14 protein-coding genes are annotated in these 14,856 nt (G+C 69.1%); 4 read left to right on the plus strand and 10 right to left on the minus strand.

All coding sequences use genetic code 11. The features are described from left to right. Positions 1-245 precede the first annotated feature (245 nt). Positions 246-1,385, plus strand: a complete 1,140-nt coding sequence (locus QC765_RS11740) for an acyl-CoA dehydrogenase family protein (RefSeq protein ID WP_278314633.1) — start codon at positions 246-248, stop codon at positions 1,383-1,385. Between the two features lie 25 nt (positions 1,386-1,410). On the opposite strand, the gene QC765_RS11745 is transcribed toward QC765_RS11740, so the two are convergent. From QC765_RS11745 to QC765_RS11755, 3 genes are all read right to left on the minus strand, one after another. Beyond that, on the minus strand, positions 1,411-2,232 hold the full coding sequence (locus QC765_RS11745) for a maleylpyruvate isomerase family mycothiol-dependent enzyme (protein ID WP_278314634.1): 822 nt from the start codon (positions 2,230-2,232) through the stop codon (positions 1,411-1,413). Between the two features lie 245 nt (positions 2,233-2,477). Then, positions 2,478-2,792, minus strand: coding sequence for an Rv1893 family protein (locus tag QC765_RS11750; protein ID WP_278314635.1), 315 nt, complete (start codon positions 2,790-2,792; stop codon positions 2,478-2,480). Positions 2,793-2,960: 168 nt separating this feature from the next. Beyond that, positions 2,961-3,332, minus strand: coding sequence for an excalibur calcium-binding domain-containing protein (locus tag QC765_RS11755; RefSeq protein WP_278314636.1), 372 nt, complete (start codon positions 3,330-3,332; stop codon positions 2,961-2,963). A gap of 219 nt (positions 3,333-3,551) precedes the next feature. Between QC765_RS11755 and QC765_RS11760 the strand changes: the two genes are divergently transcribed. Beyond that, positions 3,552-4,790 carry a M24 family metallopeptidase gene (locus QC765_RS11760; RefSeq protein ID WP_278314637.1) on the plus strand — a complete coding sequence of 413 codons (1,239 nt, stop codon included), beginning with the start codon at positions 3,552-3,554 and terminating at the stop codon, positions 4,788-4,790. A gap of 25 nt (positions 4,791-4,815) precedes the next feature. Here QC765_RS11760 and QC765_RS11765 read toward each other — a convergent pair whose 3' ends face one another. The 6 genes from QC765_RS11765 to QC765_RS11790 form a co-directional block, all read right to left on the minus strand. Continuing rightward, positions 4,816-5,457, minus strand: a complete 642-nt coding sequence (locus QC765_RS11765; protein ID WP_278314638.1) for an ABC transporter ATP-binding protein — start codon at positions 5,455-5,457, stop codon at positions 4,816-4,818. Then, positions 5,457-6,431: an ATP-binding cassette domain-containing protein gene (locus tag QC765_RS11770; protein WP_278314639.1), complete on the minus strand. Its 975-nt coding sequence runs from the start codon at positions 6,429-6,431 to the stop codon at positions 5,457-5,459. Before QC765_RS11770 ends, QC765_RS11765 begins: the two co-directional genes overlap by 1 nt. Further along, positions 6,428-7,261, minus strand: a complete 834-nt coding sequence (locus tag QC765_RS11775; RefSeq protein ID WP_278314640.1) for an ABC transporter permease — start codon at positions 7,259-7,261, stop codon at positions 6,428-6,430. The genes QC765_RS11770 and QC765_RS11775 overlap by 4 nt, the downstream gene beginning before the upstream one ends. Further along, entirely contained in the window at positions 7,254-8,294 is a 1,041-nt protein-coding gene (locus QC765_RS11780) for an ABC transporter permease (protein WP_373876744.1), read from the minus strand. The genes QC765_RS11775 and QC765_RS11780 overlap by 8 nt, the downstream gene beginning before the upstream one ends. After that, positions 8,291-9,898: an ABC transporter substrate-binding protein gene (locus QC765_RS11785; protein WP_309297300.1), complete on the minus strand. Its 1,608-nt coding sequence runs from the start codon at positions 9,896-9,898 to the stop codon at positions 8,291-8,293. The genes QC765_RS11780 and QC765_RS11785 overlap by 4 nt, the downstream gene beginning before the upstream one ends. Positions 9,899-10,064: 166 nt before the next feature. Further along, positions 10,065-10,268 (minus strand): cold-shock protein, encoded by a 204-nt coding sequence (locus QC765_RS11790; RefSeq protein WP_149359483.1) that lies wholly within the window; start codon positions 10,266-10,268, stop codon positions 10,065-10,067. Between the two features lie 394 nt (positions 10,269-10,662). Between QC765_RS11790 and QC765_RS11795 the strand changes: the two genes are divergently transcribed. Together QC765_RS11795 and QC765_RS11800 are read left to right on the plus strand one after the other, a co-directional pair. Continuing rightward, positions 10,663-12,057: a serine hydrolase gene (locus QC765_RS11795; protein ID WP_278314641.1), complete on the plus strand. Its 1,395-nt coding sequence runs from the start codon at positions 10,663-10,665 to the stop codon at positions 12,055-12,057. Positions 12,058-12,168: 111 nt separating this feature from the next. Next, the gene (locus QC765_RS11800) at positions 12,169-13,596 is read left to right on the plus strand and encodes a wax ester/triacylglycerol synthase family O-acyltransferase (protein ID WP_278314642.1); all 1,428 of its coding nucleotides are present in this window, start codon (positions 12,169-12,171) and stop codon (positions 13,594-13,596) included. Here QC765_RS11800 and QC765_RS11805 read toward each other — a convergent pair. Continuing rightward, positions 13,593-14,738 carry a hypothetical protein gene (locus tag QC765_RS11805; RefSeq protein ID WP_278314643.1) on the minus strand — a complete coding sequence of 382 codons (1,146 nt, stop codon included), beginning with the start codon at positions 14,736-14,738 and terminating at the stop codon, positions 13,593-13,595. The genes QC765_RS11800 and QC765_RS11805 overlap by 4 nt on opposite strands. Positions 14,739-14,856 lie beyond the last annotated feature (118 nt).

Consider the following 14,856-nt stretch of genomic DNA (forward strand, 5'->3'; position numbering starts at 1 on the left):
CCCTGCCGAGGCCCTCGCTAGGATGTTGTCCGAGGAGCCGGATCCGCCTGGTGTTGCGACGACCGCATGAATCCACCCGAGTTGAGCTGTCGTATTTCGCACACTCGCCGCACACTCGCGGCACACCCGCCGCACGCCCGCGGCTCACTCGCCGCCACCCGGGCCCGCTCGCGCCACTACAGTGGACGCCGTGACCGATCTATCCCGAGCCGCGTCCGGGCAGCCTGGCAGCCCCGGAGGATCCCATGCCCGTTGAGCGCCACCTGCCCACCAGCGAGGCACGCGACCTCATCGAGCTCGTCCGCGATGTCGCCGCGCGCGAGATCGACCCCATCGTCGCTGATCACGAGAAGCACGAGACCTACCCCGGAGGCCTGTTCGCCACCCTCGGCGAGCTAGGACTGCTCAGCCTGCCCTACCCGGAGGAGCTCGGTGGCGGCGGGCAGCCCTATGAGGTGTACCTGCAGGTCCTCGAGGAGCTCGGGGCCCGCTGGGCCGCAGTAGCTGTGGCGGTGAGCGTGCATGGCCTGTCCTGCTACGCCATGGCCACCCGAGGCACGCCGGAGCAACAGCAGCGCTGGCTCCCGGGCATGCTCGGCGGGGACCTGATCGGCGCGTACAGCCTCTCCGAGGCCCACGCGGGCTCCGACGCCGCAGCGCTGCGCTGCCGCGCGACCCCCGGCGACGGCGGTTACAGCATCAGCGGCAGCAAGGCCTGGATCACCCACGGTGGTCGCGCGGACTTCTACACGCTGTTCGCCCGCACAGGGGACGGCTCGCGCGGCATCAGCTGCTTCCACGTGCCCGCGACTACCCCGGGATTGTCGTTCGGCAAGCCCGAGGACAAGCTCGGACTGCGCGCGATCCCCACCACCGCCGCGTTCTACGACTCGGCGTTCCTGCCGGGCGAGCACCGCCTCGGCGCGGAGGGCGACGGCCTGCCGATCGCGTTCAGCGCGCTGGATTCCGGTCGGCTTGGCATCGCTGCGGTGGCCACCGGTCTCGCGCAGCGTGCCCTCGACGACGCGGTCGCCTACGCCAAGGAGCGAGAAGCCTTCGGCAAGGCCATCATCGACCACCAGGGCCTCGGATTCCTCCTCGCTGACATGGCCGCTGCCATCGGGGCGGCGCGCGCGACGTATCTCGATGCGGCGCGACGGCGCGATGCGGGATTGCCGTACTCGCAGCAGGCATCGATCGCCAAGCTCATTGCCACCGACGCCGCGATGAAGGTCACCACTGATGCGGTGCAGGTCCTGGGCGGCTACGGCTACACCGGCGACTTCCCGGTGGAGCGCTATATGCGCGAGGCGAAGGTGATGCAGATCTTCGAGGGAACGAACCAGATCCAGCGCCTCGTCATTGCTCGGCACCTCGCGCGCTAGCGGAGGGAAAGCGCTCGGCCCGGGGTCACATCACGAACGCGAGGTTCTCAAGGATCATGGTGGCGAGCTGGCCGTCGCCCTCGATGCTGATCGACTCGCGATGATCCGCAGCGCGCACCCGGCCTGCCGCGAGGCGCGCGAGCAGCCCTGAACCAAGCGAGATCGCTACGGTGGGAGAAGCTTCGTGGGCCGGGACGAGGCGGGCTTTCTCCCCGACCTCGATGTGGATCGCCCGCTCGATAGGGCCGGTCGTGGTGAAGGTGATCGTGGAACCACGCGGTGCTCGAGCCTTGCGGCCCACGGCGTAGGGCAGGCCCGCGGAGATGACGTCGAGCGAGATCGCCGCGCGTGGCCCACCCTCGTCGCCGGACAGCCCCGCGCTGTCGCGCAGATCAAGCTCATGCATCCAGCAGTCGAACAGGCGGACCCGCATGAATCCGCCATAGGTGGTCGGCCCGGTGGGACCGAAAGAGAGTTGCTCCCACTGCTCCGCGGAAAGCTCCCGCAATGCCGCGGCACGCCGGGACGTGATCGTGCGGAACAATTCCCTTATGCGGTCGGGACTCTCGCCCCGGAGGTGGTCGATCCACTGCTCGTTGATGGCGGCGATGTCATTGTGCACGTGCGCCCGCTCGCGCGGGTCGGAAGCAGGCGCGGGTGGTTGCTCTCCGAGCAGCATCGACTCGGTGCCAATGATGTGGGACACGATGTCCTGCAATCGCCAGCCCGGCAGGATCGATTCCTCTGCCCAGCGGGTGTCCGGGATCTCGTGCAGCAATGCGTCGAGCACTTCCCACTGCTCGATGAGCGCGGGAACGATCTCGTCCTGGGCAGGCGTGCTGGGCACGGATGCTCCTTCCCGCACGCAGCGTGGCATGCGTGTCCTCGTCCTGGATCGAAGGCTGCGCCTCCAAGAGTTCCGGCTGCCAGTATCGCTGATCGCGATGCCATCCGGGGCGCGGCCACGCCCATCGAGAACCACAAAGGCTGGGCCGAAGGGCGATCCGAGCGCGCGCCCGAATCCCGCGGGGCCCTGCCAGGCGACATCGCCGTCCTAGCTGGCCTCGCGCGCGGGATGTGGGCTCGCGACCGCTACTTCTTCTTGTCGTCGGAGGACCCCTGCTCGCGGTCGACCTTCTTCTGTTCCTTCATCGCTTCCTTGGTGCCCTCGTCCCCTTCGTCGGGGAAATTGTGCGTGAGGATGCGCGCACCCTTCCCCGCGGAGGTGGTCGCGATGTCAGTGGCGCCCTTGATGATCTTGCCGATGCCGCCGGAGACGTTTCCCTTCAGCATGTCGGTGCTGCCCTCGACGATCTCCCCGGACTTATCGAGGGAGGTCTGGGCGATGTGCTTCAACGCGTCGACGGTGTTCGTGGGTTCCGGGCGTTCACTTTGTCCTTCGGCCATTGTCGGCCTCCAATCGCTGTAGGTGATGCAGCCCACACTACGCGGGCTTACTGAGACATGCCCGCACGAGCTGTCACATAAACATTCGGGCAGCACATGCGGGCTCATCACACCGGGCATCGGAGGCGGCAGCCTTGTTGATGCGGCGACCGCGCTGGTTCGCGGGAGCTAGCGGGGATCGGTCTCGCAGCCAACCCCATCGTCGTCAGCGTCGAACTTCTCCTCGAACCCGGGGTCACCCTCCTCGATCGGCCCGGCGCCGGCCTCCCATACCTCGGTGCAGTCCGCGTAGACCGGCGGCGCGGCCTCGGGGGCCGCGGGGACAAACTCAGCAAGAGAGCCCAGGTCCCCGGCACTGATCGGCTCGGGCGGAGGCGGCGGCAGCAGTGGAAGCACCTGCTCGGCGATCTCAGCGGGAACGAGGACGGAGAGCTCGGGCGCGAGATAGTCGTCGATGGTCGCGGCCTGGGCGATCGCGGGCACGGCAATGCTCGCGGCGAGGGCAAGGCCCGTGGCGGGCACGAGATGGCGAATGCGCATGATGTGGTCCTTCACGTTCGAAGTACTGGTACACCTAGACGCTAGCGGGAGCTTCCGTCCGAGAGGCGAGAATCAGTGAACCTGTACGAAATGTCTAGAACCTCGCGCCGTCGGCATGCTCCGCAGGCATCACGCGCTCGCTCAGCACTACTCCAGATCGCACGCCTTCGCTCGTGAACCGGAGGGCGCGACAGGCCCTCTCGACGTAAGGTCGTTTGCATGGGCAGCAATCCAGTCACCAAGAAGTCCCCTGTCGTCGAGCCGCTCGCGGGGTGCACGCCCCCTGGCTGGCTGTCGGATCCGGATCGGTTGGCCACCGTCGCCGCCGCCGAGCCCCCCGCGTTCCCTCCCGAGGAGTACGAGGACCGGCTCCGGCGCGTGCGCGCGGCCATGGCTGACAACGGTCTCGATGCCCTCGTGGTATCGCGTCCTTCTGCGGTGGAGTACCTCTGTGGCTACTTCTCGGCGGAGACGATCCCGCAGCCAATGTTCGTCACCGCGCGCGAGCTGATCCTATTCGTTCCTGACTTCGAGGTAGGCCGGGCAGTGGCGAGCTCGGTCGCGCCCGTGGTGCGGTACTTCCGGTACGCCACGGCGCACACCGCGTACGCCGCGGTGGCCGAGTTCATCGCGCACGGGGTCGGCGGCGGTCGTGTTGGCGCGGATTCGCGCACTCCCATGAGCATGATCGATGTGCTGCGCGACGCCGAGTGCAATGTCGATCCCGGCTCCGACATGGTCGACGCAGTCCGGATCGTGATGTCCCCCGCGGAGATCGAGTGCGTGCGCATCGCGGGCGAGTCGACCGAGCGGGGCGTGCAGGCGGCCTACGTCGCGGCAGCCCGGCCTGGAGCGACGGATGCCTCGGTGGCGGCGGCGATCAGCGGCGCGCTCGTGGAGCAGGCGAACTCGCGATCGGCGTGGCAGGTCGTCGTGGCAACGGGCAACAGGGCGTCGATCCCGCACTCGACGTGGCGCGGCATCCCGCTGGAAGAAGGGTCGACCTTCGTGGAATTCGCCGGCACCCATCACCGCTATCACGCACCCATCATGCGGACGTTCTGCAAGGGCACACCGTCCCCGCTGGTCACCCGGCTGGCGGGACTGGCCAGTGAATACGTCGCCGGGGTGCTCGAGACCGCCCGGGCTGGCGCGCCCTGCGATGAGGTGGCACGCACGGTCAGCGGCCAGCTTGGCGCATTGCCCGAAGGCGTCGTGTTCCACGACTTGTTCGGCTACCCGGTGGGGCTCGCGCATCCCCCGCACTGGATGGACAGCGTTCCGTTCAACATCACGATCGACAATCCGGAGCCGCTGCGCGAAGGCATGGTCTTCCACATGCCAGGCTCGTTCCGGTCGATCGGCGAGGCCGGGGTGGGCCTGTCGCACACGTTCGCGATCACTGCCACGGGCACGGAAGTACTGACGCAGGGCTCCGCCGAGATGGTGCAGCTCTAGGACACCGGCCCTGCCAGCTGAGGTATCACTGCGCTGCATTCCTCGCGGGAAGCGCGACCGCGCTGTCGGCGACTGCGGCAATCAGCGCGCTGTCGTGGCTGATCAGCAGGATCCCCATGCCATGACGGCGCGCACGATCAACGAGGACGCGGGCGACAGTAGCGGCGGTGGCGGGGTCGAGCATCGCGGTCGCCTCGTCGCACACCAGGTAGCGGGGCGACTGGACGAGGGCGCGGGCGAGGCACGCGCGTTGCAGTTGCCCGTCGCTGACCTCGTGGGGATACCGATCGAGCAGGTCGGCGGTCAGTCCGGCTCTCGCGGCGATCTCCTCGATCAAGCCCGGTTGCCGGCGCGCGCGCGAGGCCCGTATTTGTCGTGGCTCGTCGATGATGCGGCGCAGGGTGTGGCGGGGATTGGTAGCGCTTCGTGGCGCCTGGAACAACATCGCGAGCGAGCCCCGCGGGGCGGACCGGACATCGCGCCCATCGAGGCTGACAGCGCCGTGCCGCGGGGCGCGCAGGCCGAGCATGGCGCGGGCGAGGGTGGTCTTGCCGCTGCCCGAGGGGCCACCGAGGCCGACGATCTCTCCTGGCGCGATGTCAATACTGACGTCGTCGAGCACGGGGGTGCCGGGATAGCCGACGCTGAGGTGCTGCGCGGACCACATCAGGAGGTCCTCTGCCGCACGGAGCGGTTCCCGGCGATGCGCAGCGCGGTCCTGCCGCCGGACTGGCGCGACGCGGGATCCCGCAGGTGGTAGACGCATTCCTCGGGAAGGTCGATGAGGCTCACGGGCTGCCCGGGCAGCGGGCGCAGTCCCCGCTCGGGAAGCGCCGCGAGCAGGCCGCGGGTGTAGTCGTGCCAGGGGTCGGCCAGCACGTCCGCGGCGGGTCCTTCCTCCATCAACCGGGACGCGTGCATCACGGCGATGTGGTCGGCCACCACGTCGCGCTGCAGAGCGGCGAGATCGTGACTGATCAGCAGGATCGTTGAGCCGGTGCTGGCGAGGTCGCGCAGCAACTGGTGCGTTCCTCGGGCTAGCGCTGGGTCGAGCTGGGAGGTGGGCTCGTCGGCGATGAGCACTGTGGGATCCCCGGCGAGGGCAGCGGCGATCGCGGCGCGCTGGGCCTGTCCCCCGGATAGCTCGTGCGGATACCGGTGCAGCAGTTCCGGGGGCAGTCCGGCTCGCTCCGCGAGCGCGCGGGGCTCATGGTTGCCGCCGAGCTCATTGATCGTCTCGTGGATCTGGGAGCCGACGGTGCGCACGGGCGTGAAGCTCGTTGCCGGGGATTGCGGCACGAGGCCAATGTCGCTGCCCCGTCGGCACTGTGGCGACAGCACATCGATCACACCGCTGGGGGTCGTCAGGCGCGCGGTGCCAGTGGTTCGTGCGCGCGGCGGCAGCAGCCGCATCAACGCCGCAGCGAGCATGGACTTGCCGCAGCCTGACTCGCCGATCAGCGCGGTGATGGTGCCGGGTCGAAGGTGCAGAGTGATCCCGGACAGGGCGTGCACGACGCGGCCATCGCGCAGCGGGATGCGGACCGTCAGGTCGTTGATGGCCAGCACCGGACTGGTGCTGGACCCCGTTGGCACGGTTTGACGGGCGCGCGGCTCGGCCACTCGGGTTGCTGGGCTCATCGCAGGGCCTCCTGGCGCTGGTGATGGTGGTGCGCCCGGCCCACGCGGGAGCTGGCGAGGGCGAGGGCGATCGTGGCGAGCACGAGCATCCCGGCCGGGAAGGCGAGCGTCCACCAGGAGCCGAGGAGGATCGCGTCGCGCGAGTCCGCGAGCAGGGTGCCGAGGCTGGGCTGGTGCGGGGGCAGGCCGAGGCCGAGGAAGGACAGGGTCGACTCGTGCCATACCGCGTGCGGCAGCAGCAGCGTGGTGGCGACGAGCGCCTGGCCGAGCACGCCGGGAACGATGTGCTGGCCCAGGATGTGCCGCTTTCCGGCGCCGGCGAGCCGGGCGGCGGTGATGTAGTCATGCTCGCGCAGCACTAGCGCCTCGGACCGGGTGATGCGGGCGACGAGCACCCAGTGGGTGAGCCCGATCGACAGGATGATCGCGGCGATGTTGCCGCGGAACATCGCGACGATGACGATGCCGAGGATCAGGTGCGGCAGGGCATTGGTGGCGTCGGCGAAGCGCATCACGAGGCGATCGGTGGCTCCCCCGGCTAGCGCCGAGGCGGTGCCGATGAGCAGTCCGATGCAGGTGGCGAGCAGGGCTGCGGCGGCAGCGATGAGCAGCGACACGCGCAGAGCAGCAGCTACCTGGGCGAAGAGGTCCCGGCCGAGGCTGTCGGTGCCGAAGGGATGCGCCAGCGATGGTGCGCGTCGTGCTGCGGAGAGATCGACGGCGAGCGCATCGGGCCCGGCGAACCACGGCACGAGAATGGCATAGGCGAGGACCATGCCGAGGATGCCCAGTCCGAGGACAGGCGCGGCGGGCAACGCAGGCCTAGCCATCGGCGCGCACCCGCGGGTCAGCGACGAGGTAGGCAAGATCGGCGAGGAGCGAGCCGAGCAGGACCGCGAGCGTGGTGGCTATCGTCAGCATGGCGAGCAGCGGCAGGTCGAGGTGCTGGGCAGAGGTGACTAGCGCAGCAGCAATGCCCGGCCAGGAGAACACCTCCTCGACGAGTACCGCGCCGACGATCAGCTCGGGCAGGCGTGCTCCGAGGATCGTCAGGACCGGGGCGAGAGACGACGGCAGCACATGCCCGGTGAGGATGCGCCGCTCGCTGATGCCGCGCGCCCGCGCTCCGGCGACGAAGCTGGACGACAGGCTCGCGGCGATGGACTCGCGGGCAGCGAGCAGCAGCCAGGGCATCTGGCTGATCGCGAGCACGCTCGCGGGCAGCACGATATGACGAGCGACCTGGTCCGGGGATGGGGCGGCCCCTGCATCAGTGAGCCCGGCCGGTGGAAGCCAGCCCAGCGCGAGCGCGAACACCGCGATCGCGGCGAGCGCCAGCACGAACGGTGGCATCGCCTGCACGGCCAGCGCGATCATGGTGATGACGCGGTCGATGATGCTGCCGGGCCGCATTCCGGCCCAGGTGCCTAGCAACAGCGCTACGGGGATCGCTACGACCAGCGAGGTGGTCACGAGCAGAAAGGTCCAGGGCAGCCGTTCCGCGAGCACGTCGGCCACGGGCTGATGGAAGGCACGGGAGTAGCCCAGGTCGCCGTTGCTGAGGTCAGAGATCCACCACCAGTAGGCGGTGTACCAGGGGGCATCAAGGCCGAGAGTCGCGGTGATGGCGGCTTTCGATTCCTCGCTCGCGGTCAGGTAGCGGTTGCCGAGGTATGCGGCGAGCGGATCGAACGGGGAGGCTGCGGCCGCGGCGAACAATGCCGCGGAAACGACGATGGTGACGATCGGGAACAGGGCCAGCCTGCGCAGGATCATGCGTCCCGCCCCGCGCTCCCGCAGCCGTCGGCCACGGCCAGGGAGCCGTTCGCTCGCCGCTGTGGTGGTCATCGCTGTGGCGGTCATCGCGGGGTCCAGGACTCGACGGACCACCAGGGTCCCCACAGGGCTCCGTGGGCGTGGGGCTCGAGAATCGGCTCGCTGACGGTCCAGCCAGAGGCATTGGCGAGGTAGGTGTGGTCCAGGAAGACGAGGAAGACATACCCGGGGGCCTCGATGTAGCGACGCTGGGCCTCGCGGTACGCTTCGGCGCGCTCTCCTGGATCGGTCACCCGGCGGGCTGTGTCGAGCAGGGCATCAATGCGCGGATCGGCATGGCGGCTGGCATTGTCGAACGCGTTGCCGGCCCCAGGATCGAGAAAGCGCGAGTGCCAGGTCGCATAGACCTGGGTGTCGGGATCGTAGGGCTCCTCGCCTCCACCGAGCAGGATCGCGTCATCCTCGATGCGGGGAGTGATCCGGTCCCACGGCAGTGCCTCGAGCTGCACCTCGATTCCGATCTGGCGCGCATCGGCGGCGAACGCCTGCGCGAGGTCGCGGCGCACGAGGTCCGCGGGGTTGTACATGACAGTGAAAGTGGCTCGCTGCCCATCCTTCTCGCGGACGCCATCGTTGCCGCGGCGCCATCGTGCGCCCTCGAGCAGCGCGCGGGCCGCGGCCGGATCATGGTCGAACACCGCTGCGGGCTCGTGGGATTCCCCCGCATGGGGAGGGATCGGGGTGTGGGCGGGGCGGCCGTGGCCACCGAGCAGGGTGGTGATCATGGCGTCGCGGTCGACGGCGAGATTGAGCGCGCGACGGATCGTGGCATCCCCGGTGACGGGGCCGCTGGCGGGCATCGAGACCCCACGCCAGTCCGCGGACGGAGCGGTGACGAGGTCCATCCCGGTGCGCCCGGCATAGCGCTGGGCCAGCAGCGGTGGCAGCGGCGCACCATCGAGCTCCCCCGCGGCGAGCCGCAGCGCCCGGGCATTGTCGTCGGGGACCGAGAGCAGGGTGATCTGCTCGACCGCGGGCGCGCCATCCCAGTACGCGGGGTTCGCGCGAAGGACGGCCCGGTCGGGGCGAAGCTCGGCGAGCTGATAGGGGCCGGTGCCCACGGGCTCGGTATTGAGCACGGATTCTGAGGCGGGCTGGCCAGCGACGATGCGCTCGGAGGGGACGATGCCGAGCAGCAGCTTCACGGGGAACGCCGCGAAGGGATGCTCGAGGGTGAAGCGCACCGTCTGCTCGTCGAGCGCCTCGACGCGGGTGATCATGCTGAATGCCGAAGCGATCTCGGTCGCGCTCGCGGGGTCGAGGATCGCCCGGTAGGTCGCGACGACGTCGGTCGCGTCGAGGGCCGTGCCGTCGGTGAAGGACACGCCCTCGCGGAGCGTGACCGTCCATTGGGTGCCCGTGCTGTCGCTAGTGGGCATCGTTGCGGCGAGCGCGGGCTCGAGAGCGGTTCCATCCGCATTGTGGCGGAGCAGTCCGTCGTAGAGCTTGGATGCGCCGACGGGCGCGTAGCCGGCGATGGGGTTGTAGCCACCGGGATCGCTGGAATCCGCGAGGATGAGGCCGCTCGGTTCCTCGCTAGTGGCGCCGGGGGTGGTGCAGGCCCCGAGGATCAGCGCGAGCGCGGCCGTCATCGGCAAGGCGATGGCGTTGCGTGCCCGCGAGCTCCCCACCACTTATCCTCTCATCTGTTCAGATGTTCATATGTCATGGTAATGCTGAACAGGGCGGGGAGGATAGGGGCCTGCGCGGTCGGGCCATCTGGACATGCAACGAGCCCCCCGCACGAATGCGGGGGGCTCGATGTCTTAGCGAACTACCTCAAGTTTGGGGTGTTCCTCAGAGGGGGCGAACCGCGATGGCCTGCTGGCCCTTGGGGCTCTGGCCGATCTCGAACTCGACTCGCTGGTTCTCCTCGAGCGAACGGAAACCGTTCGACTGGATCTCCGAGTAGTGAACGAATACGTCAGCGGAACCGTCCTCGGGAGCAATGAAGCCGAAGCCCTTCTCCGAGTTGAACCACTTGACTGTGCCCTGCGCCATGATACTTCTCTCTCTTACCGGAAATGATGGGTAGACGTTCCAGCCCATCAGGCCGGTTGAGATCACAGGAGCTTGCGAGTCTTACTGGTGAAGAACGCTTTGTGTATACCCTGTGACCGCAACATTGATCTCGAGCACGCACGAAACGAACACCGAAAACTACGACCGGAACTAAGTAGACCACATCGCGGCCCGCAGCGCCAGTACTTGGCGCACATTGCTTGTGCCGGGCGCGCCGGGAGCCGTGCGGCGAGTCCGGAGAGCGTGCGAAGAACGACACTTGCAGCGCCGCAAGCAGTCGCGGATCGCACGCTCGCGGAGCAGCGGGCACTCGTCGGCGCGGATGCAGGGCCCTCCACCTCGTTCCGCATCGATGCAGGGTAGTAATGGAGGCATGCGCCCCTCCGTCTCCCCCGTGCGTCGCGCCACCGCCGTGCTCACGGTCATCGCCGCCGCAGCCACGCTCGCCTCCTGCTCCACCAGTGACGATCCTGCTACTGGCAGCGAGGCCAGCAGCGAGCAGTCGCCCGTATCCCTCCCGGACACCGCGGCCGGCCAGCAGATGGCCTGGTTCCTGTCCGCTTCGGCCAATCCGCCGATCAGCGAGACCGAGCTTCGTGAGCACTTCACCGAGGATTTCCTCGCCAACGTCTCCGCCGACGAGCTCAACGACACCCTCGAGCAATTCGGCGGGTTCGCTACCGAATCGATCGCGGCCGACCAGCCCAACGAGCTCGTCATCGTCGCCAGCGCCAACGAGGAACGCCTCGACATCGCCCTATCTGTCAACGAGGCTGGCGAGATCGCGGGGCTCACCATCTCCCCCGCGGCCGCCGAGATGCCCGACCCGCCCGCGAGCTGGGATGAGCTCGACGAGCGGCTTGATGCGATCGCGCCAGAAGGCGCGTTCCTCGCCGCGCGCATGGATGAGGATGGATCCTGCGCTGCAGTCCATGAGCGCGCCGCGACCGAGACGGTGCCGATCGCGTCGGTGTTCAAGGTCTTCGTCCTCGACGCCGTGGCCCGCGCCCTCGACGAGGGCTCCATCTCCCCCGAGACCACCATGACCGTGCAGGACGCGACCAAGAGCTGGCCGACCGGAGTCCTGCAGGACGAGGCGGATGGAACTCCCGTCACCGTGACCGAGGCGACGGAACTGATGATGGCGCTCAGCGACAACACCGCGACCGACCTGCTGATCGACCTCGTCGGCCGTGACGCCGTGGAGGAGTCGTTCGCGCGCATCACCGGCGAGACCGGGAGCAATGCCCCCTTGCTGACGACGCGCGAGATGTTCATCCTCAAGGCCGTCGACTACCCCGAGCTCGCCGACGAGTACGCCGCGCTCGACGGCACCACGGCCAAGCAAGGCTTCATCGAGGGCACCCTCGCGAGCACTCCCCTGCCACCGCTGAGCGAGGCAGCCGATTGGACCACCCCGCGCCACGTCGATGAGATCGAATGGTTCGCCTCGCTCGACGACGTATGCAACGCCTACGCCGCGCTCGCCGAGCACGACGAGCCCCTCATCGAGGGGGCGATCTCGCGCAACGATGGCGGCATCCGGCTCGACCCTCAGGTGTGGCCCACCGTGTGGTTCAAGGGTGGTTCCGAGCCGGGCGTGCTCGCGCTGTCGTACCGAGCGGTCGACAGTGACGGGCAGGCGGTGTTCGTGGCGCTGGTCAGCCGCGATCCCGGCCTGGACATCAATGATCCCGAAGCAACCAGCGGCCAGATCCAGGACGCTCTATCGATCACCAAGGGCGGGCTCAATCTCGTGCGGGAGTAGGAGCGCGTGCGCGGTCGGCTGACTCGCGCGGCGACTACTGGCACGATGGGGCCGAAAGCCGCGCCCGCGCACCAGCCCGGGCCGCCCGCTCATCTGCCGGAGGAACCCCGCGTGCGACAACTCGATCCCGCCAGCGCCGTCATGCTCTACCTCGAGGAGACGGGCCACCATCATCACCTGATGAGCGTCTATGTCGTCGAGCCGGGCGCAAGCGGCACCGACGCGGAGAGCGTGCCCGCGCACGTCATCGAGCGGCTCGCGGGGTCCCCCGCCTTTGATGCGCGCGTGGTGGAGTTGCCCGGCGGGCTCTTCCGGCCCTATCTGGTCCCGCAAGCAGGGTTCGACCCGCGCGATCACATCCGGATCAGCACCATCCCTGGAGACGGGTCCTGGCGGGCGGCGTGCGACGAGATCGCGCGCGTCTTTGATGAGCCCATGGATCTGGCGCGGCCCCTCTGGGAGATCCGTGTCCTCACCGGAGTCGCTCCGAGCGAGCGGTTCCCCGACGGGGCAAGCGTGCTCCTCATCAAGGTGCACCATGCGGCGATGGACGGGCTCGGCATCGTCCGGTTCGCGGGCCGGCTGCTCGACGCGCGTCCCGGGCCGGTCGCGCGGCACGTGCACGCGCCACGGCCCACCGACCAGCGACAAAGCGGCAAGGCCGCGCTACTCGGCGATGCAGCGTCGCGCGCGCCGGGCGCCGTCACACGTTTCCTCGCGGACACATACAGGACGATCGGGGCGCAGCGCAGGTTCCGGGCCGCGCTTGCCACGGGCACGGTCGAGCCGCGGCCGGTTTCCGCTCCGGTGACCCGGCTCAACGACACCACCTCCGGCTCCCATGTGTTCAATGGGACGCACGTCGCCCTGGCCGATGCGCGCCGCTGCCGCGAGCTCGTCGAGGGCGCCACTATCAATGATGTAGCGCTCGCCGCGATCTCGGGCGGCCTCCAGCGCTACCTCGCCGAGCTTGGCGAGGCACCCGCGGGCGACCTCATCTGCGGCGTGCCCCGCTCCCTGCACGGCGAGGACATCGAGGAGGGCGTCAACAAGATCACTGGCATGTCCGTGGACCTGCACAACACCTGCACGGATCCGGTCGAGCGACTGAGCCGGATCCACGCCAGCACGACTGCCGAGAAGCACCGGACGAGCGTCCACCGCACCGCTGAGCTGGGCCACCTCATCCTGCGACTACCACCAGCGGTCATCCGTCCCCTGACCATCGCCGAGACCCGCGCGGCCGGCAGCAAGACCGCCGAGACATCCTTGAGCACCGTCGCGACCAATATGCCGCGTGGCCGGGCACCGCTGTTCTTCCTGGGCAACGAGGTGCTCGAGACCTATAGCTTGCTCCCGATGAACTCCGGCATCGGCGCCAAGCATGAGATCACCTCGCTCGGCGATCGGCTTTTCGTCAGCGTCAATGCGGATGCCTCCGCGATCCCCGATACCGATCGGTACCTCGCGCATGTCACGGCAGCCTTTTCCGAGCTCGTCGACGCGGCGGCTGGCGCGCGAGCGGGTTCCCGCTCCTAGCTGGCTGGGGGCGAGCCGCGCCCGAAGAGCATGCCGTGATAGTCGACATCGCGGGGCGCGAGCTGGCCGACGTGCTCGGAGACGCGACGCATCCCGGCCGCGGAGATCTCGCGATCGCCAGCGCGGCCCGCGATCTCCTCGAGGCGGGCATCAAGCAGGTCGCCGTCGACGCTGCCGGGCATCCGGCCCGCGCGCAGGGATTCGTCGATGTCCAGCAGGGCGCCGATGCGGGCAGCGATCTCCTGCCAGATCGGAGCGAGCTGCCGGGTCCGGGCGCGGTGGTCCTCCCGCTCCGCGGCCGTGCTGGCGGCGACCAGGGAGTTCGTGAGGTCCGCGCGCAGCCCGGCCGCAGCGACGGCGTCGATGCTGATCGCGCTCAGCTCGCCCGCCAGATCGAGCTGAGCACGCAGGGGCGCCAGCGTGGAGGATCGCCACGCGGGCGAGCTACTGATCCCGTCGCAGGCCACCCCGGCGAGATGCAGCATCGCTTCGGCCTCGTCGGCGAAGCGCTGGTCGTCGCGCTCGTCGACGTCGAGGCGATCCCGGATGGCGCGCGCGAGCGGTTCCCAGCGGCCGGGCTCCTCGAGCCTGCGGGCCTGCTGGACGAGGATGGCGCGCGCCGTCCGATCAGCGAGCAGGGGTGCTGGCGTTGCTCGCAGCGCGTCGAAGATCTCGTCGCGCTGCTCGACGCCGAGATAGATTCCCTCCTTGCGCTCGCGACGGACCTGGCGGACCGACGAGGGATAGTGCCCGCGCGCCAGGGTGAATCGCGCACGGGCCTCGCGGAGCCGCTGCTCGAGGGAACGCGCCTGGCGCCCAAGGACGAGCCGGGCGGGGCCGGGCGAGAGCGCCTCCGCGCGCGAGGCAAGCGCGCCGTGCAGGTCGCTGTCCTGGCGGAGCCGCACGAACCCGCCCACGGACGGGATGCTTGCCCCGGAGCGCAGGCGCTGGATGAACGCCTCCCGGGTTGCCGCGGAAAGGTGCCCGGCAGCGAGGAACAACGCCGGTCCATCCTTGAGCGGTGGGATGGACGGGGGCAATCGACGGACTCCGGACCACGCGAGCACCCATTGTGTCGCGTCCGCCACTGGCCCGTGGGGCCCGCGATCGCCGTGATAGCACCATCCAGGATCGTCCCGCATGCCCATCAGTATCCAACGCCGCAGCGCGCTGGGGTAGCGCGGGGACAAACCGGGCAGGCGCGTGGTGGCGGGCGATCGCTGGCATTTTGCCGTAGCGTGGCAGCGAGATTCGTGTTGC

Source organism: Hoyosella levis (assembly GCF_026008515.1).
Taxonomy (GTDB): domain Bacteria; phylum Actinomycetota; class Actinomycetes; order Mycobacteriales; family Mycobacteriaceae; genus Lolliginicoccus; species Lolliginicoccus levis.